This is a genomic window from Nocardia sp. TBRC8007 (assembly GCF_056629435.1).
On the sequence record NZ_JBWSOR010000014.1, the window covers coordinates 35,461 to 56,401 of the forward strand.

Here is a 20,941-nt window from a genome sequence, read left to right on the forward strand (position 1 = left end):
TGGTGAGCCGGTGGGTGCGCCACGTAATTCCAGACGGCGCCTCGAGGTGGGCATCGCGTTGGTCGTCGTTCTCGCCGTGTTGGTGGCCGGGGTGTTGTGGTGGCTGTTCCATCGACTGGACACCACCAAGATCACCGCCTACTTCGATCGTTCTGTGGGTATCTACGAAGGCTCCGACGTGCGCATTCTCGGGGTCCCGGTCGGTTCGGTCGATTCGGTGGAACCGCAGGGCGGTCAAGTTGAGATCGTCATGAGCGTAGACCGTGGATTCGATGTGCCCGCAGGCGCGCGGGCTGTGCAGATCACGCCTTCCGTCGTGTCGGACCGATATATCCAACTGACGCCGGTCTATACCGGTGGTCCGAAAATGCCGCGCAACGCGACGATCCCACGGGAGCGCACGGCCACCCCTGTCGAGATCGACCAATTGTACAAGAGCATTACCGAGCTATCGGATGCGCTGGGGCCCAAGGGAGCCAACGCCGACGGCGCGGTGAACGAATTGGTGCGCGTCGGCGCGGCGAACCTGGCGGGCAATGGCGAAGCGCTGGCCAACAGCATCACCCAGCTGTCCAGAGCGGTGCGTTATCTGTCGGAATCGCGTGGGGACATCTTCGACACAATCAAGAACTTGCAAGCCTTCATCACCATGCTGGCGCAGAATGACCAGCAGGTGCGGCAGTTCAACACCCAACTGGCCGACCTGTCGATGTTTCTAGCCGAGGAACGAGAGGATCTCGGTGTAGCGCTGAATGTGTTGTCGGTTGCGCTAGGCGACCTCGCACGGTTCATCGGTGAGAACCGGGATCTGGTAGCGAGCAATGCGGAAGGGCTTACCGAACTCACCAGGACGCTGGCCGATCAGCGTAATGACCTGGCCGCCCTGTTGGAGGTGCTGCCGGTGGCGCTGAGCAACCTGGTCAATGTGCACAATGCCGAAGCGGGAACCCTCGACATGCGCCCCAACTTCCCCGAACTGCAGGATCCATTCGGAGTGGTGTGCAAGCTGCTCGATCTGTCCAAGCTGATGCCAGGCGACCCTGAGTTCGAGGCACTAGGCAGGCAGCTGCGGCCGATTATCGACCACTGCAAGGAGATCAGCGACCAGATCACCGCCGGGGTGAAGACTCCGACGCTGATCCTGCCGTTCGGCATTCTCAGCGGTGAGAACGAACAGCGCGATCCGGTGCCGGGCACCGTGCCCGGCACACCGTCCGATCGGCTTCCACCATCGCAGGGAGGGGACCGGTGACCGCCAGAATCCGTTCTGCAGCAAGTGGGTTCGCTGCCACACTGGCGCTCGGCCTGTCCGCGGCCCTGGTCGCTTCGTGCGCCGCTGACGGCATCTACAGCTTGCCGCTGCCCGGCGGCGCCGATGTCGGCGAGCACCCGATGCACATCGACATCCAGTTCGACGATGTGCTCGACCTGGTGCCGCAGTCGGCGGTCAAGTTCGAGGGAGTGCCGGTAGGCCGGGTCGAGGAGATCACCACTGGTCCCGACCGATGGACTGCCATGGTACGCACCTTGGTGAACTCGTCGGTGGATCTGCCCGCGAACGCGCACGCCGAGGTCAAGCAGACGAATCTGCTCGGCGAGAAGTTCATCGAGCTCTCCCGTCCCCCTGTCGATCCGGATCCGCAGCGGCTCGGTGACGGTTCGGTGATCCCGATCGGGCGCACCAGACACGCGACCGAGGTCGAACAGGTGCTCGGCGCGCTGTCGCTGCTGCTCAACGGTGGCGGTATCGCACAGCTGAAGCCGATCATCACCGAACTGAACAAGGCTCTCGGTGGCCGCGAGGACCGGGTGCGCTCGCTGATCGAGCAGGCGAGCACGCTGATCGATGGTCTCGACCAGCAAGTGGACGACATCACGCGGGCGCTCGACGGGCTCGATGTACTCAGCACCAGACTCAGCAGGCAGACCGGTCAGATCGGCAAGATTATCGAGCAACTGCCAGAGGGCGTAAAGATCCTCGTAGAGCAGCGTCCGCAGCTGGTCGCCCTGCTCGCTCAGCTGGACCGGCTCGGCCAGGTCGGCTTCGACATATTGAACACTTCGAAGGAAGACCTGATACGCGACCTCACCTCATTGCGACCGACTCTGCAGGAACTCGGTCGCGCGGCACCGGACTTGGTGACCGCTTTCCCACTGATACCAACCTATCCGTTCCCCGACTCATCGTTGGCGAGCACCTTCGGCGGACAGCTGAACACCTGGTTGTCATTGGACCAGCAGATCGGCGTCACGCTCAGCAATCTCGGTGTGGGCAAACCGGATCCGGTATACATCCCGCCGGTCGGTCCGCCGGTCCCGGTGAATCCGACCAACCCGTACTACAACGGAAATGGCCCGCGGCCGGGCTGGCCGACGGTATCGATTCTGCCGTTGCCACCGCTTTTGGCACAGCCGCCTGTCCCAGCGCTGCCCGGTCTGGCCGGGGAGATCATCGATCGATTCGGCATAGGGGGTGCTCCGCGGTGACACGTCTGATCAGGTGGCAGCTGATTGCGTTCGTAGTGATCGCGGTGATCGGCGTCGTGTTCGTCGGTGCCAAGTACATCCGCCTCGACCATATGTTCGGGTTCGGTGAGTACACGGTGAAGCTGCGGGCGGCGCAGACCGGTGGTATCTACAAAGGTGCCGAGGTGACCTATCGCGGTGTTCCGGTCGGTCGCGTCGGCGAGCTGGAGCTCACCGACGATGGCGTGCTGATGAACCTCCGGATCGATTCGAGTTCGCCGAAGATCCCGGCCTCAGCGAAAGCTGTAGTGGCCGACAGATCCGCGATCGGTGAGCAATACGTCGATCTACAGCCCGATACGGATACGGGTCCGTATCTGCGCGACAACTCAGTGATCGCCTCGGCGGACCTGCCTGTGCCGGTCGATGAGTTGCTGGCCAGCGTGGACGGATTTGCCAGTTCGGTGGATCTGACCGCGCTCAACACCACGGTTCGCGAACTCGGAAAGGCCTTCGATGGCAAAGGTGACGATCTGCAGGTGCTGATCGACTCACTGAACAAATTCACTGAAACTTTCTATGAGACGCTGCCGCAGACCGTCCAGCTCATTCGGGACGGCAGGATCGCACTCGGTACTCAGGCCGAACAGTCCACCGCTATCAGGGAGTTCAGCGACGGCCTCGACAAGATCACCGCTCAACTGCGCTCCAGCGATCCCGACATACGCAGGCTGATCGGCACAGGAACCGACGCGGGCGGGCAGATCGGCGCATTGCTCCAGCAGAGCGGCGGCACGCTCACCGAGGATCTGACCAACCTACGGCTGGTGCTGCAGGCTATCTCTCCGAAATTCTATGCGCTGAAACCGCTGTTGCAATTGCTTCCGCAGTTATCGGTCGGCGGGTCTTCCACCGCGCCGGGTGACGGAACCACTCACTTCGGTCTGGTGCTGGAGACCAACAATCCGCCGGCCTGCACCGTGGGCTACGAAGGCACACAGCGGATCCTTGAACAGATGAAGGCCCAGAATCCGGATTTCGACGACACGCGCGACGAGTTCCCGTTCAACAAGGACGCCAAATGTCTGGTGCCATTCGGCAATCCGACAGCTGTCCGGGGTGGCGCACGCGCCGAATTTGCCGATCCGGCCATCGTGCAGCCCTGGGACTCCAATCCCAAGACCGATCCGGACAGGCTGAATCTGACTCCGGTCGCTGTGCAGTTATCAACCTTGCTTGGGGTCACGCCTAAGCGGTGACCAGCAGAAATGGGGTTAAGGTGTCTCGCGTGAACGACTGGAACGAGGCAGTGAACGAGGCAGTGGTGGGTACGAAACTCTGGGGCGCGGCGCAGCCGATCGACGGCGAGGCGCCATTGTGAGTCCGGATTTGTCCGATCGGTCCGATATGGTGCCTCAGTCCGATACAGCGGTATCGGAAGAAGCGTCGGACGCGGCGTCGGCGTCGACGCTCGGCTGGGCAGCGCTCGTCGGCTCGGCCTCATTGCTGATTGTCGCGCTGGTCGCTGCCGTGTGGTTCGGCACGGGCTGGGTGCATGCCGTGCTCACCGACGGCACGCGCGGCGATACTCGCGACGTCGCGCTGGACGGCGCCCGTCAAGCGGCGTTGAACATGACCTCGATGAATCTCGATGACGTGCCCGGTTCGCTCGCACTGGCCAGGTCCTCGATGACCGGCGCCTTGCGGGACTCGGCCATCGAGAACAAGGAGCAGATCGAGAAACTGGCCGAGCAGAGCGGAGTCGAGATGACCTCGAAGGTGCTCGGCGCCGCGCTCACCTCGCTCGACAGTGAGCAAGGCGAAGCGTCTGCGCTGGTCGTGCTCCGGGTGACCGAGACAGGCGGGGGCGAACCGCCTGCCGAATATCGCCACACTTGGGCCGTCGACATGACTAAGGACGGCGAGGTCTGGAAGGCCGAGCAGATCTTCTCGCTCAGTCCACCGGTGCCGCTGAACAGCGCACCCGATCGGCAACCGGCTGCCGTGACAGTGGACCAGATACCTGCCGTGCCGAAACCGGGGTCGTAGGAGGGCATATATGACGTCGCGTCGACCGGTCAACCGAGTCACCGCTAAGCGCCGCCCTGTCGCCGGACAATCGGCGCGGCCCGTATCGCCGCGTACCAAGCGCCTCGCATCGGGTCGCGTACCGCGCCGGAAAGGCGTTCCCCAGTCCGCTGCGGCAACTGAGGTCACTCGCGCCGAACAGGTGGTCGGATTGCCGCTGAAGCGCAAACTCTTGCCACGCAAGAAAGGCCGCCCACGGCGCCACAAAACTGGGAAACCGCGCTGGAGCCTCATCACGGGATTGTTGATCGCCGCCATGTTGCTAGGAGCCTTCGCGTGGCTCGCCGAACAACGACCAGGGGTGGATGAGTCGAATCGAGCGTACGTGGACAGCGAGGCCACCCAGGAGGTGCGAGCGGCCGCTGACCACGCATTGCAGACTATCTATAGCTTCGACATGAAGCACATCGATGGCTACCAGGACACCGCGAAGCAGGTTTTGACCGGAAAGATGCTCGCTGAACTGGACAGATACTCCGGCACCACCATCGAGTCGTACAAGCAGACCCAGACCAGCGCCGATGCCAAGGCTGATCCCATTGCTGTCACATTGCTCACGGACGATCGAGCGGAATTGCTCGTCAACTTGACGGTGAGCGCCACCAGGAACGGCGTGGCTCAGCAGAGCGTCGCAGGCCCTGTTGTCCTGCACATGCGGAAAGTGGACGGTCGCTGGCTGGCCAGCGACATCCTCGATCAGTGATATCCGGCATGTCGGCAGGGATAACGCAGCGCGCCAGGAGATCTCGTCGATATCTCGGCCGAGGTCTGCCACTTGACGAGTTTCGCCCGACCCGTCACGCTATTCACAACAGCGGCAGCTGTCACAGCGGCTTCAGCGCACCGCGGCTCGGAACGCAGCCAGCGAATCAGGCCCGGTGCGCCAGCCATGTGGGCGAGTGCATGGATGGTACTTTGACACCCCCATGGATATGGGTGTAGTTTTGGACGTTGCGCTGGCTGCCTCCTGTCCATACCTCGATGTGCACATGTAAGTTCACCTTTTCGGTGTTACTTTCAGTGGTGCCTGTTCGAGTTTCGTTCGGGTTGTGACCAGCGGAATTCGTAGCAGACAGAGCGACGGTCGCGGACCACCACGCGACGCGCGTGAGGTGCTGGAAGGACGCATCTTGGCAGTCTCCACCCAGACCAAGGCAGTTGCCGGAATCCCCGGAGCCCCGTTGCGGGTGTCTTTCGCAAAGATCCGTGAGCCCTTGGAGGTGCCCGGACTTCTCGATCTACAAACGGAATCTTTCGCCTGGTTGGTCGGTTCGCCGGAATGGCGCGCGCGTGCCGCCGATCGCGGCGACGTCGGCCTAGTCGGTGGCCTCGAAGAGGTACTGGAGGAACTCTCCCCGATCGAGGATTTCTCCGGCTCGATGTCTCTGTCCTTCTCCGGTCCGCGCTTCGAAGAGGTCAAGGCCTCGATAGACGAGTGCAAAGACAAGGACATGACCTACGCGGCGCCGCTGTTCGTCACCGCGGAATTCATCAATAACAACACTGGTGAGATCAAGAGCCAGACGGTCTTCATGGGTGACTTCCCGATGATGACCGACAAGGGCACGTTCATCATCAATGGCACCGAGCGTGTGGTCGTCTCGCAGCTGGTGCGTTCGCCGGGTGTCTACTTCGATCACACCGTCGACAAGGCCACGGAGAAGGACCTGCACAGCGTGCGCGTCATCCCGAGCCGAGGGGCGTGGCTGGAATTCGATGTGGACAAGCGCGACACCGTCGGTGTGCGTATCGATCGCAAGCGCCGTCAGCCGGTCACCGTGCTGCTGAAGGCGCTGGGATGGACTACTGAGGAGATCGTCGAGCGCTTCGGCTTCTCCGAGATCATGATGTCGACCCTGGAGAAGGACAACACCGCGGGTCAGGACGAGGCGCTACTGGACATCTACCGTAAGCTGCGCCCGGGTGAGCCGCCGACCAAGGAGTCGGCGCAGACCCTGTTGGAGAACCTGTTCTTCAAGGAGAAGCGCTACGATTTGGCGCGCGTGGGCCGGTACAAGATCAACAAGAAGCTCGGCATCCGCGCGGGCGAGCAGATCACCGGCTCAGTGTTGACGAAGGAAGACATCGTCAACACCATCGAGTACCTGGTCCGTCTGCATGCGGGCGACAAGACCATGACCGCTCCCGGCGGTGTCGAGGTTCCGGTGGAAGTGGACGACATCGATCACTTCGGCAACCGTCGCCTGCGTACCGTCGGTGAGCTGATCCAGAACCAGATCCGGGTCGGCCTGTCCCGAATGGAGCGCGTGGTCCGTGAGCGGATGACCACCCAGGACGTCGAGGCGATCACGCCGCAGACCCTGATCAACATCCGTCCAGTCGTCGCCGCGATCAAGGAGTTCTTCGGAACGTCCCAGCTGTCGCAGTTCATGGACCAGAACAACCCACTGTCGGGCCTGACCCACAAGCGCCGCCTCTCGGCACTCGGCCCTGGTGGACTTTCTCGTGAGCGGGCCGGCCTGGAAGTCCGCGACGTGCACCCGTCGCATTACGGTCGCATGTGTCCGATCGAGACTCCGGAAGGCCCGAACATCGGCCTGATCGGTTCGCTGTCGGTGTACGCGCGAGTCAATCCGTTCGGGTTCATCGAGACGCCGTATCGGAAAGTCGTCGGCGGTCAGGTCACCGACGAGGTGGTCTACCTGACTGCGGACGAAGAAGACCGCCACGTACGCGCTCAGGCGAACTCGCCGATCGGCGCGGACGGCCGCTTCCTCGAAGAGCGGGTGTTGTGCCGCCGAGGCAACGAGGAGAACGAGCTGGTCGCGGCCACCGAGGTCGACTTCATGGACGTCTCTCCGCGCCAGATGGTTTCGGTCGCGACCGCCATGATCCCGTTCCTGGAGCACGACGACGCCAACCGCGCCCTGATGGGTGCGAACATGCAGCGCCAGGCCGTTCCGCTGATCCGCTCCGAGGCGCCGGTCGTAGGTACCGGTATGGAGCTACGCGCGGCCGTGGACGCGGGCGATGTCGTGGTGAACGAGAAGGCCGGTGTGGTCGAGGAGGTTTCCGCCGACTACGTCACCGTGATGGCCGACGACGGAACGCGCAAGAGCTATCGGATGCGCAAGTTCAACCGCTCGAACCAGGGCACTTGTTCGAACCAGCGTCCGATTGTGGACGAGGGGCAGCGGGTGGAGCAGGGGCAGGTCCTGGCCGATGGCCCGTGCACCGAGAACGGCGAGATGGCCCTCGGTAAGAACCTGCTCGTGGCGATCATGCCGTGGGAAGGTCACAATTACGAGGACGCCATCATTCTGTCGCAGCGCCTCGTGGAGGAGGACGTGCTCACCTCGATCCATATCGAAGAGCACGAGATCGATGCCCGCGACACGAAGCTGGGCGCCGAGGAGATCACCCGAGACATTCCGAACGTCTCCGACGAGGTACTCGCCGATCTGGACGAGCGTGGCATTGTACGGATCGGCGCCGAGGTCCGCGACGGCGACATCCTGGTCGGTAAGGTTACCCCGAAGGGCGAGACCGAGCTGACTCCGGAGGAGCGGCTGCTGCGCGCGATCTTCGGCGAGAAGGCGCGCGAGGTACGCGATACCTCGCTGAAGGTGCCGCATGGTGAGTCCGGCAAGGTCATCGGCATCCGAGTGTTCTCCCGTGACGACGACGACGATCTTCCCCCCGGCGTCAATGAGCTGGTCCGCGTGTACGTGGCGCAGAAGCGCAAGATCCAGGATGGCGACAAGCTCGCAGGCCGACACGGCAACAAGGGTGTCATCGGCAAGATCCTGCCCACCGAGGACATGCCGTTCCTCCCGGACGGTACCCCGATCGACATCATCCTGAACACCCACGGCGTGCCGCGTCGTATGAATATCGGTCAGATCCTGGAGACCCACCTCGGCTGGATCGGCAAGGCGGGCTGGCAGGTCGACGTGGCCGCCGACGGTACCCGTCCGAAGTGGGCGCAGGCGCTGCCGGAGGTGATGCTCGGGGCTCCGGCCGACTCCAACATCGCCACGCCGGTTTTCGACGGTGCGCGCGAGGAGGAGCTGACCGGCCTGCTCGGTTCGACACTGCCCAACCGCGACGACGAGCGCATGGTCAACGACGACGGCAAGGCCACGCTGTTCGACGGACGCTCAGGTGAGCCGTTCCCGTACCCCGTCGCGGTCGGCTACATGTACATTCTGAAGCTGCACCACTTGGTCGACGACAAGATCCACGCGCGGTCGACCGGTCCGTACTCCATGATTACCCAGCAGCCGCTCGGTGGTAAGGCGCAGTTCGGTGGTCAGCGCTTCGGGGAGATGGAGTGCTGGGCCATGCAAGCCTATGGTGCGGCGTACACGCTGCAGGAACTGCTGACCATCAAGTCCGACGACGTGGTCGGTCGGGTGAAGGTCTACGAAGCGATCGTCAAGGGCGAGAACATCCCGGAGCCGGGCATTCCGGAGTCGTTCAAGGTCTTGCTCAAGGAACTCCAGTCGCTGTGCCTCAACGTCGAGGTGCTGTCTTCCGATGGCGCCGCGATCGAGATGCGGGACGGCGACGACGAAGACCTGGAGCGCGCGGCGGCCAACCTGGGCATCAACCTGTCGAGGAACGAAGCGGCCACCGTCGACGATCTGGCGAACTAGGCGGGAAGGCCGGAAGCCGCCGCAGTACGGCAGCCGGCCACCTCGCGCTTTTCCTGGGTGGCCGCCGAATAAAGCCTCGGCAGACACTCACTAGTGAACTTTTGCTCGAATTCGACCCGCACAGGGGAAAGGAAGTTACGTGCTAGACGTCAACTTCTTCGATGAACTCCGGATCGGCCTCGCCACCGCCGAAGACATTCGCCAGTGGTCCTACGGTGAGGTGAAGAAGCCGGAGACCATCAACTACCGCACGCTCAAGCCGGAGAAGGACGGCTTGTTCTGCGAGAAGATCTTCGGTCCCACCCGGGACTGGGAGTGTTACTGCGGTAAGTACAAGCGCGTCCGCTTCAAGGGCATCATCTGTGAGCGCTGTGGCGTCGAGGTGACTCGCGCCAAGGTGCGCCGTGAACGGATGGGTCATATCGAGCTGGCCGCTCCGGTCACGCACATCTGGTACTTCAAGGGCGTGCCCTCGCGTTTGGGATACCTGCTCGACCTGGCGCCGAAGGATCTGGAGAAGATCATCTACTTCGCCGCCTACGTCATCGTGGCTGTCGACGAAGAGCTGCGGCACAACGAGCTGTCTACGCTAGAGGCCGAGATGGAGGTCGAGAAGAAGGCGGTCAGCGATCAGCGTGACGCCGATCTAGAGGCCCGCGCGCAGAAGCTCGAAGCCGACTTGGCCGAGCTGGAGGCCGAAGGCGCCAAGTCCGACGTGCGCCGCAAGGTCAAGGACGGCGGCGAGCGTGAGATGCGTCAGCTGCGCGACCGCGCCCAGCGCGAGCTGGACCGGTTGGAGGAGATCTGGAACACCTTCACCAAGCTGGCCCCCAAGCAACTCATCGTCGACGAGGTGCTCTACCGCGAGCTGGTCGACCGCTACGGTGAGTACTTCACCGGCGCTATGGGCGCGGAGTCGATCCAGAAGCTGATGGAGAGCTTCGACATCGAGGCCGAGGCCGAGACGCTGCGCGAGGTCATCCGCACCGGTAAGGGGCAGAAGAAGCTACGCGCGCTCAAGCGGCTCAAGGTCGTCGCGGCATTCCAGACCAACGGCAACTCGCCGATGGGCATGGTACTCGACGCCGTTCCGGTGATTCCGCCGGAGTTGCGCCCGATGGTTCAGCTCGACGGTGGCCGTTTCGCCACCTCCGACCTGAACGACCTGTACCGGCGCGTGATCAACCGCAACAACCGGCTCAAGCGACTGATCGACCTCGGCGCGCCCGAGATCATCGTCAACAATGAGAAGCGGATGCTGCAGGAGTCTGTTGACGCGTTGTTCGACAACGGACGCCGCGGGCGCCCGGTCACCGGGCCGGGCAATCGTCCGCTGAAGTCGCTGTCGGATCTGCTCAAGGGCAAGCAGGGCCGGTTCCGGCAGAACCTGCTCGGTAAGCGCGTCGACTATTCCGGTCGCTCGGTCATCGTCGTAGGTCCGCAGCTGAAACTGCACCAGTGCGGACTGCCCAAGCTGATGGCGTTGGAGCTGTTCAAGCCGTTCGTGATGAAGCGTCTGGTCGACCTGAACCACGCGCAGAACATCAAGTCGGCCAAGCGGATGGTGGAGCGGCAGCGCCCGCAGGTGTGGGATGTCCTCGAAGAGGTCATCGCCGAACACCCTGTGCTGCTCAACCGCGCGCCCACCCTGCACCGTCTCGGCATCCAGGCGTTCGAGCCGCAATTGGTGGAAGGCAAGGCCATCCAGCTGCACCCGCTGGTCTGTGAGGCGTTCAACGCCGACTTCGACGGCGACCAGATGGCCGTGCACCTGCCGCTGTCGGCGGAGGCGCAGGCCGAGGCACGGGTGCTGATGCTGTCGTCGAACAACATCCTCTCGCCCGCGTCGGGCCGGCCGCTGGCCATGCCGCGTCTGGACATGGTGACCGGCCTGTACTACCTGACTCGACTCGAAGAGGGGGCGCGGGGTTCCTACCAGTCGGCGACTGGAGATGCTCCGGAACAGGGCGCGTACTCCTCGCCCGCTGAGGCACAGATGGCGGTGGACCGCGGCGAGCTCACCGTGCGTTCGCGGATCAAAGTCCGGCTGACCGATCAGCGCCCGCCGAAGGATATCGAGACGGAGCTGTTCCCGGAGGGCTGGCGTCGTGGCGACGCGTGGACTATCGAGACCACGCTGGGACGGGTGCTGTTCAACGATCTGCTGCCCACGGACTACGCGTTCATCAACGAGCAGATGCCGAAGAAGCGTCAGGCGACGATCATCAACGATCTCGCCGAGCGCTACCCGATGATCGTGGTCGCGCAGACCGTCGACAAACTCAAGGACGCGGGCTTCTATTGGGCCACCCGTTCCGGCGTCACGGTTTCGATGTCCGACGTGCTGGTGCCGCCGGAGAAGGCCGAGATCATGGAGCGCTACGAGGCGCAGTCGGATCAGATCGAGAAGAAGTACCAGCGTGGTGCGCTCGATCATCAGGAGCGCAACAACGCCCTGGTCAAGATCTGGCAGGAGGCGACAGAGGAGGTTGGTAAGGCACTGCGCGCCCACTACCCGGCCGACAACCCGATCATCACGATTGTCGACTCGGGCGCTACGGGTAACTTCACCCAGACCCGTACTCTCGCCGGGATGAAGGGTCTGGTGACCAACCCTAAGGGTGAGTTCATCCCGCGCCCGATCAAGTCCTCGTTCCGTGAGGGCTTGACGGTTCTGGAGTACTTCATCAACACCCACGGTGCGCGCAAGGGTCTGGCCGACACCGCGCTGCGTACCGCGGACTCGGGTTACCTGACCCGTCGTCTGGTGGACGTCTCGCAGGACGTCATCGTGCGCGAACACGACTGTGGCACCGAGCGCGGCATCGTGGTGCCGATTGCCGAGAAGCAGCTCGACGGCTCGATCATCCGCGACGCGCATGTGGAGACCTCGACCTACGCGCGCACGCTCGCGGCCGATGCGCTCGACGAGCAGGGCAATGTCATCGTGGCCAAGGGTGCCGATCTCGGCGACCCGGCCCTGGAGGCACTGCTGGAGGCGGGCATCACCGAGGTGAAGGTCCGGTCTGTGCTGACCTGTACCACCGGCACCGGCGTGTGCGCTACCTGCTACGGCCGCTCCATGGCGACCGGCAAGCTCGTCGATATCGGTGAGGCTGTCGGTATTGTCGCCGCGCAGTCCATCGGCGAGCCCGGTACCCAGCTGACCATGCGTACCTTCCACCAGGGCGGTGTCGCCGGCGACGACATCACCGGCGGTCTGCCGCGCGTGCAGGAGCTGTTCGAGGCGCGAGTGCCGAAGGGTAAGGCACCCATCGCCGAGGTCTCCGGCCGGGTGCGGATGGAAGACGACGATCGCTTCTACAAGATCACCATCATCCCAGACGACGGTGGCGAAGAGGTTGTCTACGACAAGCTCTCGAAGCGGCAACGGTTGCGGGTGTTCAAACACGACGACGGCACCGAGCGGTTGCTGTCGGACGGCGATCATGTCGAGGTCGGCCAGCAGTTGCTGGAAGGCGCGGCGGATCCACACGAGGTGCTTCGCGTGATGGGTCCCCGGCAGGTCCAGGTCCATCTGGTCCACGAGGTCCAGGAGGTCTACCGCTCGCAGGGTGTGTCGATCCACGACAAGCACATCGAAGTCATCGTGCGTCAGATGCTGCGTCGGGTGACGATCATCGACTCGGGTTCGACGGAGTTCCTGCCCGGCTCGCTCACCGAGCGCGCCGAGTTCGAGGCAGCCAACCGCCGGGTGGTCGCTGAGGGTGGCGAGCCCGCGTCGGGTCGCCCGGTGCTGATGGGTATCACCAAAGCGTCGCTGGCCACTGATTCGTGGCTGTCGGCGGCATCCTTCCAGGAGACCACCCGAGTCTTGACGGACGCGGCGATCAACTGCCGCTCCGACAAGCTCATCGGCCTCAAGGAGAATGTGATCATCGGCAAGCTGATCCCTGCAGGCACCGGTATCAACCGTTACCGGAATATTCAGGTGCAGCCAACCGAAGAAGCTCGCGCCGCAGCGTATGCGGTGCCGTCCTACGACGACACCTACTACAGCCCGGACAGCTTCGGTCAGCCTACCGGCGCCGCTGTTCCGCTGGACGACTACGGCTTCAGTGACTACCGCTGATCATGTAGTGTGACAGCATTCGGCCCCCGCCTCTGTTCAGAGCGGGGGCCGTTTGCTTTTATCGGCTCGGCTGTAGCTTCAGTTTCCTGCGGCAACGTGGATGCCGTTATGACTCGTCCTCGATGGGTGTTCGCGTCAGCGCGGCAATGCATTCCTGCAGCGGTCGGTCGTCGTGTCCTTCTCGTAGGGGAGGTAGCACAACGCCATCGGCCACTGAGCCATACTTTGCTGTCAACAGGGCGGGTAGCTGCTCGTACCGTCCACAGACGACCAGCTCGTCGAGCATCGCATCGGTGATCAGCGCAGGTAGGTCCGCCCACCGCTGAGCGCGGATCATCACGCGAAGCCGCTTCGGCAACTCGGTCCAACCACGCAGACTGAGCGTCGGTGAATAGGACGGTGTGGAATACAAGAACGCCAGCATACGCCGCTGCCGTTCCCGCTCCTGTCGGACATCGTCGTCGCTTGCCCCCATCGCGATGGCCGGCGCCGCCAGGACCAATGGGCGGGTGCGACGACTCACGCTTGCTGCCCCCCGAGACAATGCGGGGAGTACGACATCACGGAGGTAGCCGGGGTCGGCGTTGGTCGAATGCGTGATGACGCCGTGTGCCGCTTGGCCTGCCAGTTCACACATACCGGCGTTGACCGCGCCCAACCATATGGGTGGTGTTCCAGTAGTGCTGGGACCGGGGTTGAAGTAGGGCTGCATGCGGGTCAGCCGGTAGTGATCGCCTTTATAGTGCAGGGGCCCACCGTCGCGGAACGCAGCGAACAAAGCGTCAAGGGCTGCTAGATACTCCTTCATGCGCGACCGCGGCTCACTCCACTGCACACCGAAACGGCCCTCGATGTTCTGCTTTATCTGAGTGCCGAGCCCGAGTTCGAATCGTCCTACGGACAGCGCCGATAAGTCCCATGCGGTATAGGCCACCAAGGTCGGACTGCGTACGAACGCAAGCGTTACCGCTGTGCGAACGGTGATGCGCGTAGTGTGCTCGAGCGCCAACAGTGCCACCGCGAGGGAGTCGTGAATCGTTTCGGGAATATGCAGGCCGTGGAACCCCAACTGCTCGATACGTTGAGCGTAGGCAGGAACCGCTGTCAGTGGTAGTCGCGGATCCATTGCCGAATAAGCCTGCACAGCTGCGCAGGCTAAAAGCTGGTGTCTGACATCGTCAAGTAGTCAAGTAAGGGAGAGGACCCACCAGATCGGCCGGGCATCCATTGGCCCGGACGGGTTCGATTCCTGGTGATCGGGCAATTTCGAGGATGAACTCAACGGCACCAAGGGCAAGACGCCTGATGCCGCGTTACGAAACGGATCTGTAGGAAAGTCACACGAGATAGGGAGATCATCATGACCAAGGCGCGCAGTCAGGCGCTCGAGTTCTGTGAACGGTTCGGGCTGCGGATACCGATCCTTCAGGCACCGATGGCCGGCTCCAGCCCACCCGCACTGGCGATCGCGGTGGCCGAGGCAGGTGGTATGGGCGCCGCCGGAGTGCTCAAGGAGAGCCCATCGAGCATCGCACAGTGGGCGGAGCGGTTTCGTAGTGCGTCCGCAGGCGCATTCCAGCTGAATATCTGGATACCGGATGCGCCGCTCGCTGATGCTGATGAGCGTGAGCACAGGATCGAGCGTGTACGCGAATTCCTCAGCCGATTCGGCACGCCAGGAGAGACAGTCGACGCACCACCGGATTACGAGGCGCAGTGCGAGGCCATGCTCGCGGTGCGTCCCACCGTGATCTCCTCGATTATGGGCATATTCGAAGCGGAATACGTGAGCCGAATGCATGACCTGGGGATCGCCTGGTTCGCCTGCGCCACTACGCTCGCCGAGGCCCTCGCCGCCCAGAATGCCGGCGCCGATGCGATTGTCGCGCAGGGAGCGGAAGCCGGTGGCCATCGAGGCATGTTCGATCAGGAAGACACCGAGCGCACCGATATCGGCTTGTTCGCATTGCTCCCCTGGTTTGCCGACCACCTGCAGGTGCCGATCATCGCTGCTGGTGGAATCGCGGACGGTCGCGGGGTGGCGGCGGCTTTGGCCCTGGGAGCCAGTGCCGTACAGGTGGGCACCTCCTTGCTGCGCTGCCCGGAGACGGACATCGGCAAAGAATGGGCCGACACACTGGACGGTTTGGCACCTGATGCCACGATGACCACCCGCGCCTACACCGGCCGCACGGCACGTGCTGTCAAGACGCCTTATCTCATGGCGTGGACGCGGCCGCAAGCACCCCGCCCGGCGCCGTATCCGGACCAGCTGCGGCTCGTTACCCAGTGGCGGCGCGGCACTGGGTTTCGCGACGGAGTGGACCGGGGTAACTACTGGGCCGGACAAGGCGCCGCGTTAGCCACCGAAGAGCCTGCGGGTCAGGTGGTGGCGAGAATGTGGCGCGACGCGTGTGACCTGCTCGCGTGAGCCGCTTGCTATTCCCGGCCTGCCGAGGTCGAAGTCATGTCCGCGTAACGATTTCCGGCCACCTTGCTCGCGATCGGCTCCAGCGTCGCCAGTTCGTTCGCGGTCAGCGACATGGTCGCGGCCGCCACATTGTCAGTGAGCCGGGTCCGGCTGCGGGTACCGGGAATCGGGACTACGGCGAGATTGCGCACGGTGGCTTGTGCATGCACCCAAGCCAGCGCGACCTGAGCCGAGGTGATACCCCGTGCTCGGGCGATAGCCCGTAGCGGCCCGAGCAATTCGACGTTATGTGCCGCGTTGACGCCGGAGAAGCGTGGCATCGAGGAACGGAAGTCCTGCGTATCCGCGATACTGTTGAACGATCCGGTGAGGAAGCCGCGCCCCAGCGGTGAGTAGGGCACGAATGTCACGCCCAGTTCCGCGGCAGCGGGCACCGCGGTCTGCTCCACGTCCCTGGAGAACAGTGACCACTCCGACTGCAGTGCGGCGATCGGGTGCACCGTGTGTGCGGCACGTAGTTCGGCCCCGGTCACTTCGGACAGGCCCAGTGCGCGGATCCTGCCTTCCCGCACCAATTCCGCCAGTACGCCGACAGTGTCCTCAATCGGGACAGCGGGGTCCTTGCGGTGCATGTAGTACAGGTCGATGGTGTCGATCCGGAGCCTGCGCAGGCTGTCTTCCACGGCACGGCGTATATGACTGGGGGAGTTATCGATACCTCGGTAGGATAGGTCGTCCGCTTTACGGACGATACCGAACTTGGTGGCGATCACCACTCGCTCACGGTGGGCGTTGACGAAATCACTGAGGAATTCTTCATTGTGACCGGAGCCGTACATGTCGGCGGTGTCGAACAGCGTGACACCCAGTTCCAGCGCTCGGTCCAGCGTCGCCCGCGATTCGGTGAGGTCGCTGGGGCCGTAGAACTCGCTCATCCCCATGCAGCCCAGCCCTTGCGTTCCCACTTCGATGCCTGTGGCGCCAAGCGTGGTGGTAGGAAGTGCGTGGGTGTTGGTCATACCTTGCTTCCTTCGCTGTTGTGTGCGGTGACTCCGGTCGGCAGGCTCGCCAGGGTTTTGCCCTCATAGATGGCGATTTTGTTATCCAGTGCGTCCAGGGTTCGACGAAGTTCATCGATCTTGGCCAGTACCTCGGCGCGGGTGTTCCGGAACATCTCCAGTCGCTGGGGGATTGTGGATTCCCCCATCCGCACCAACTCCGCGTAGCGGAGCATGTCCGCTACCGGCATACCGGTGTTGCGCAGTTTGCCGATCAGCGCCAGCCAGTTCAGATCACGAACACTGAACCGGCGCTTACCGGTGTGGTCCCGGTCGATGTAATCCATCAGTCCGATCCGCTCGTACCACCGCAATGTGTCCCGGCTCAGTCCCGATCGCTCGGCCGCCTCACCGATCGAATACTGCGGTTGTTCCCAATTGCTCCGGCTGCTGTGTGGTGCGGATTCGCTCATGGCACCCATCCCTCTCGTTGACCGCCGACGTCGACCGCCTCGTTGAACACCGATGACGCTAGTCACCTGGAGCACGCTCCAAGCAAGTCCGATTACCCGAGCATTTCGATCGGTTCGTGGCGAGCGCGGCCCACGGGCGCGTCGGCGCCCGACATGGTGTGGTGGCTGTTCGGAGGTTTCACCACACGTGCGGTCAGCGCGGGATATAGAAGTGGATCAGCTCCCCGGTTCCCGTGCCCACATCGGTCCAGGGACGGTCGAAGCGAAGTACCGCGAGTGCGGAAGTCGGGAATTTTCTACTGAGTTCCACGGCGGGTGCGCAGTTGCGATTGCTTGCCAGCTCCCACGCTGTCCACGGCATCCCCGGCGCGTGTCCGACCACTAGCAATGTCGTCACGTTAGCTTCGCTGAGCTGAATCAACTCGATGAGCGCCGCGGGCGTGGCTTCGTAGATCGCGTCCTCGAAGACAACCGGTGCGGTAATTCCGGTGGCGGTGAGCGTCTGTTTGGTACGTGTGGCGGTGGAGCAGCGCACAGCGTCGATCGAGGGCTGGGTCTCGTGCAGCCACTGGCCCGCCAGCCTGGCCTCACGGTGCCCACGCGGCGCCAGTGGTCGTTCATGATCGTCGACACCATCGGGATAGGACGATTTGCCATGCCGCATGAGAATCAGGTTCCGCACCATGTGGATACCGTAAGGCCTCCGAGGTGAGGTATCGGCCACACTCGAGGCAAACTAAAGGTGGCATCACATCACGGGCTTTGCAGGCAACCCCTGCGGCGGACGGGAAGGACATCCTGACTGTCCACCGCACACCCATGGTTGGCCATAGCCCACGTATTTTCGAGGATCAGCACAATATGGCCTACGTAATCACGCAGCGTTGTTGCAATGACGCCAGCTGCGTTTCCGAGTGCCCGGTCGACTGCATCCGTCCTACCCCGGAGCAGCCGGAGTTCGCGACGACCGAGATGCTCTACATCGATCCCGACACCTGTATCGACTGTGGCGCCTGCGTCGATGTGTGTCCGGTCGAGGCCATCTTCGCCGAGGACGACTTGCCTGCCGCGCTGGCTCGATTCCGGGATATCAATGCCGCCTACTTCCAGCGGCATCCGCTGGAGTCGAACTTCGATCCGATCATCACTCCAGCGCGTCCACCGAAGGAACTGGGTATTTTGAGGGTGGCGATCGTCGGCACCGGACCCGCGGCCTGTTACGCGGCCGACGAACTTCTGCGCAGGGCTGATGTCGAGGTCGAGATGTTCGATCGGCTGCCGACCCCGTGGGGTCTGGTCCGAGCGGGCGTCGCCCCAGATCACCCCGGCACCAAGGCGGTGTCGAATATGTTCGAGTCGGCGTTTCGTCGGGATAAGCTGCAGTTCTACCTCAATGTCGAAGTGGGCACGCGCATATCGCACGAGGAACTGCTGCGCCACCACCACGCCGTGATCTACGCGGTCGGCGCTTCGACCGACCGTAGGCTTGATATTCCCGGCGAGGATCTGCCGGGCAGTCATTCTGCCACCGAGTTCGTCGCCTGGTACAACGGTCACCCCGACTACGCGAACCGGACTTTCGATCTGTCCAGTGAACGGGCTGTGATCATCGGCAACGGCAACGTAGCGTTGGACGTGGCACGCGTGCTGATCGTCGACCCTGATGAACTGGCCAAGACCGATATCGCCGACCACGCGCTGAGCGCGCTGCGGCAGAGCAGAATTCGTGAGGTCGTCGTGCTCGGCAGGCGCGGCCCGCTGCAGGCGGCCTATACTTCACCGGAGTTCCTCGCCTTGACGCATATAGAGGGTGTCGACATCATCGTGGATGAGGCCGATCTGGAACTCGACGAGGCAAGCCAGGCGATTCTGAACGACCCACAGATCGAGCCGGCACTGACCTTGAAGTACACGCTCGCCAAGGAATACGCGGTCGGTCGTCGTACCGAGGGCAACAAGCGGATCATATTCCGCTATCTGGTCTCACCCACCGCGCTCACCGGCACCGAGCAGGTCGAGTCGGTGGAGTTGGTCCACAACGAACTGGTCGACATGGGCGGCCGACCGGTGGCCAGGCCGACCGACCGTACTGAGAGCATCGCTGCCACGCTGGTGCTGCGCTCGGTCGGTTATCGCGGTGAGCCGGTCAGCGATCTGCCATTCGACGTCAACCGCGGCACTGTACCCAATGAGAACGGCCGGGTGATCGGCGCGGACGGCAGGCCGCTGTCCGGTGTGTATGTCAGTGGCTGGATCAAGCGCGGGCCTCGCGGCGTTATCGGCACGAACCGGAACGATTCTGCGGAGACGGTAGATCTACTGGTCGCCGATTTCATCGCGGGCAAGCTCGGCGTGCCACAGGGGGACCGCGCCGCGTTGAGGGCTTTGCTCGAACAGCGCGGAGCCGACCTGGTGGATCGGGTCGGCTGGCGGGCGATCGACCAGGCGGAGAAGTCGGCGGGCAAGGCTGAGGACAGGCCGCGGGTCAAGTTCACCACTAGGGAAGATCTGCTCAGGGTCGCCCGCGACTGATTATTCCTCGGATCGGCCGGGTCCTTCGGGATCCGGCCATCGGGCCACAGTGTCCGTCTACGGTGCGCTGGAGCAGCTCAGTCGGGCAGCGGCATGATACGAACCAGTGCGGTAGTACTCCCACCGACCACGAACCATAGCCGCAGCACCGGCTGTCCGGTCCGATCACCGGGCTCGTACCGGCTGCGTACCAAGACATGTTGATGTGCCAGCACGGGTGTCACGTATTCGATCACCGCGCGGTGCGGCTGCGCGAGCAGCTTGGGGTATTCGACCAGGAACTGCTCTACCGCCTGCCAATAGAAGGCATTGTGGAGGTGGTTGTACTGGTCGATGTCTGTGGCGCGCACAGGAAACGGCAAGTCGACGTCCGACTCCGGTGGTGCGCTGTCTGTCAGATAGGGACGCCACCGCAACCGATGCTCATCGGACGTACGAGCAAGGTGGGCGAGTCCCTCGTCGCTGATCCGCGCGGGCATGCCGGTCGACTCGCTGAGGTTGATCCAGAAGCCTTCGGTTTCGATCAGGCCACCGCTTCCGCCGGTGATGCGTACCCGCATATTGGTCCATCGGGTGGACATGGCCGAGCACCACCGCAGCAATTGGATATCATCCGGCCATAAGATCGGACGGATTACATCGATGACCGTCCGTCGGACAATCCAATTCGGGTCGGTCTGGTGGAAGAATGTCTTGTACGCGTTTTCCCAGGCGATATCTTGCAGGTAACGGGCTATAGCATCGAACCGCAACCTATTGTAGGGGTCCACATCGCCAGCCCGGACAGGCCATGCCGAAGCAAAACCCATGCCCTCCTGGGGAGGCGGGGCGAGTGGCTGATCGAGTGACACTTGTGCTCCTCGCGCTGCACTGTGTGCCGCGTTTCTTCATACGCTGCTGTTGTAATGACTTTACGGGGCGTATGCCGTTTCCTCTCGTTCGAGCTGTCGTACCTTCCTTCATAGTCCTTCTGCGCCTGCCCGGGCCAGGGTTACTCGGGGATGGACCGATTCCTCTTCATCCGCCGGGCTCTGCGCCCAGGCACAGCCGGGCGCTACCGCAGATGTGTGAGTTGTCGGTGGAGTTGTGCGCGGATCGGTAATCCTGGTGAGCGCCGCTCGAGTTCACCGCGATCGCGCCAGGGATATTGCCGAGTGATTTGTAGCGGTCGACCGAACACCGGGTGTCGACGATGATTTCGTCGGCCGGATTCCAGATTCAGTGGTGGCCCGGTGCCCTTG

At 63.1% G+C, this 20,941-nt stretch carries 14 protein-coding genes; 9 read left to right on the forward strand and 5 right to left on the reverse strand.

The window, feature by feature from the left end; all coding sequences use genetic code 11:
* The first annotated feature begins 10 nt into the window (after positions 1-10).
* The 7 genes from ACX4ZE_RS13590 (at position 11) to ACX4ZE_RS13620 (ending at position 13,266) form a co-directional block, all read left to right on the forward strand.
* Positions 11-1,252, forward strand: a complete 1,242-nt coding sequence (locus ACX4ZE_RS13590) for an MCE family protein (RefSeq protein ID WP_480273795.1) — start codon at positions 11-13, stop codon at positions 1,250-1,252.
* 41 nt (positions 1,253-1,293) lie between these two features.
* A complete protein-coding gene (locus ACX4ZE_RS13595) occupies positions 1,294-2,487 on the forward strand; it encodes an MCE family protein (RefSeq protein ID WP_480273796.1) in 1,194 nt (397 codons plus the stop codon).
* Positions 2,484-3,725, forward strand: a complete 1,242-nt coding sequence (locus tag ACX4ZE_RS13600) for an MCE family protein (protein WP_480273761.1) — start codon at positions 2,484-2,486, stop codon at positions 3,723-3,725. Before ACX4ZE_RS13595 ends, ACX4ZE_RS13600 begins: the two co-directional genes overlap by 4 nt.
* 118 nt (positions 3,726-3,843) lie before the next feature.
* Complete coding sequence (locus tag ACX4ZE_RS13605) at positions 3,844-4,515, forward strand: hypothetical protein (RefSeq protein WP_480273762.1); 672 nt, start codon at positions 3,844-3,846, stop codon at positions 4,513-4,515.
* Between the two features lie 10 nt (positions 4,516-4,525).
* The gene (locus ACX4ZE_RS13610; protein WP_480273763.1) at positions 4,526-5,257 is read left to right on the forward strand and encodes a hypothetical protein; all 732 of its coding nucleotides are present in this window, start codon (positions 4,526-4,528) and stop codon (positions 5,255-5,257) included.
* Between the two features lie 409 nt (positions 5,258-5,666).
* The gene (gene rpoB, locus ACX4ZE_RS13615) at positions 5,667-9,173 is read left to right on the forward strand and encodes a DNA-directed RNA polymerase subunit beta (protein ID WP_480273797.1); all 3,507 of its coding nucleotides are present in this window, start codon (positions 5,667-5,669) and stop codon (positions 9,171-9,173) included.
* Between the two features lie 139 nt (positions 9,174-9,312).
* Complete coding sequence (locus tag ACX4ZE_RS13620) at positions 9,313-13,266, forward strand: DNA-directed RNA polymerase subunit beta' (RefSeq protein WP_480273764.1); 3,954 nt, start codon at positions 9,313-9,315, stop codon at positions 13,264-13,266.
* A 106-nt stretch (positions 13,267-13,372) separates the two neighbouring features.
* Here the strand turns inward: ACX4ZE_RS13620 and ACX4ZE_RS13625 are convergent, their stop codons facing one another.
* Positions 13,373-14,410: a TIGR03617 family F420-dependent LLM class oxidoreductase gene (locus tag ACX4ZE_RS13625; protein WP_480273765.1), complete on the reverse strand. Its 1,038-nt coding sequence runs from the start codon at positions 14,408-14,410 to the stop codon at positions 13,373-13,375.
* A 216-nt stretch (positions 14,411-14,626) separates the two neighbouring features.
* On the opposite strand from ACX4ZE_RS13625, the gene ACX4ZE_RS13630 reads away from it, so the two are divergent.
* Entirely contained in the window at positions 14,627-15,697 is a 1,071-nt protein-coding gene (locus tag ACX4ZE_RS13630) for an NAD(P)H-dependent flavin oxidoreductase (RefSeq protein WP_480273766.1), read from the forward strand.
* Between the two features lie 8 nt (positions 15,698-15,705).
* On the opposite strand, the gene ACX4ZE_RS13635 is transcribed toward ACX4ZE_RS13630, so the two are convergent.
* From ACX4ZE_RS13635 to ACX4ZE_RS13645, 3 genes are all read right to left on the reverse strand, one after another.
* The gene (locus ACX4ZE_RS13635) at positions 15,706-16,716 is read right to left on the reverse strand and encodes an aldo/keto reductase (RefSeq protein ID WP_480273767.1); all 1,011 of its coding nucleotides are present in this window, start codon (positions 16,714-16,716) and stop codon (positions 15,706-15,708) included.
* Entirely contained in the window at positions 16,713-17,168 is a 456-nt protein-coding gene (locus ACX4ZE_RS13640) for a MerR family transcriptional regulator (protein WP_480273768.1), read from the reverse strand. The genes ACX4ZE_RS13635 and ACX4ZE_RS13640 overlap by 4 nt, the downstream gene beginning before the upstream one ends.
* A 193-nt stretch (positions 17,169-17,361) precedes the next feature.
* Complete coding sequence (locus tag ACX4ZE_RS13645) at positions 17,362-17,853, reverse strand: SixA phosphatase family protein (RefSeq protein ID WP_480273769.1); 492 nt, start codon at positions 17,851-17,853, stop codon at positions 17,362-17,364.
* Between the two features lie 176 nt (positions 17,854-18,029).
* Here ACX4ZE_RS13645 and ACX4ZE_RS13650 point away from each other — a divergent pair, with 176 nt between their 5' ends.
* Positions 18,030-19,700: a 4Fe-4S binding protein gene (locus ACX4ZE_RS13650; protein WP_480273770.1), complete on the forward strand. Its 1,671-nt coding sequence runs from the start codon at positions 18,030-18,032 to the stop codon at positions 19,698-19,700.
* 77 nt (positions 19,701-19,777) lie between these two features.
* On the opposite strand, the gene ACX4ZE_RS13655 is transcribed toward ACX4ZE_RS13650, so the two are convergent.
* Positions 19,778-20,551, reverse strand: a complete 774-nt coding sequence (locus tag ACX4ZE_RS13655; protein WP_480273771.1) for an acyl-[acyl-carrier-protein] thioesterase — start codon at positions 20,549-20,551, stop codon at positions 19,778-19,780.
* Positions 20,552-20,941: the final 390 nt, after the last annotated feature.

Coding starts and splice junctions, on each gene's coding strand:
- ACX4ZE_RS13610 (WP_480273763.1), top strand. CDS start 4,526: ATGACGTCGCGTCGACCGGTCAACCGAGTCACCGCTAAGCGCCGCCCT.
- ACX4ZE_RS13630 (WP_480273766.1), top strand. CDS start 14,627: ATGACCAAGGCGCGCAGTCAGGCGCTCGAGTTCTGTGAACGGTTCGGG.
- ACX4ZE_RS13635 (WP_480273767.1), bottom strand. CDS start 16,716: ATGACCAACACCCACGCACTTCCTACCACCACGCTTGGCGCCACAGGC.
- ACX4ZE_RS13640 (WP_480273768.1), bottom strand. CDS start 17,168: ATGAGCGAATCCGCACCACACAGCAGCCGGAGCAATTGGGAACAACCG.
- ACX4ZE_RS13645 (WP_480273769.1), bottom strand. CDS start 17,853: ATGGTGCGGAACCTGATTCTCATGCGGCATGGCAAATCGTCCTATCCC.
- ACX4ZE_RS13650 (WP_480273770.1), top strand. CDS start 18,030: ATGGCCTACGTAATCACGCAGCGTTGTTGCAATGACGCCAGCTGCGTT.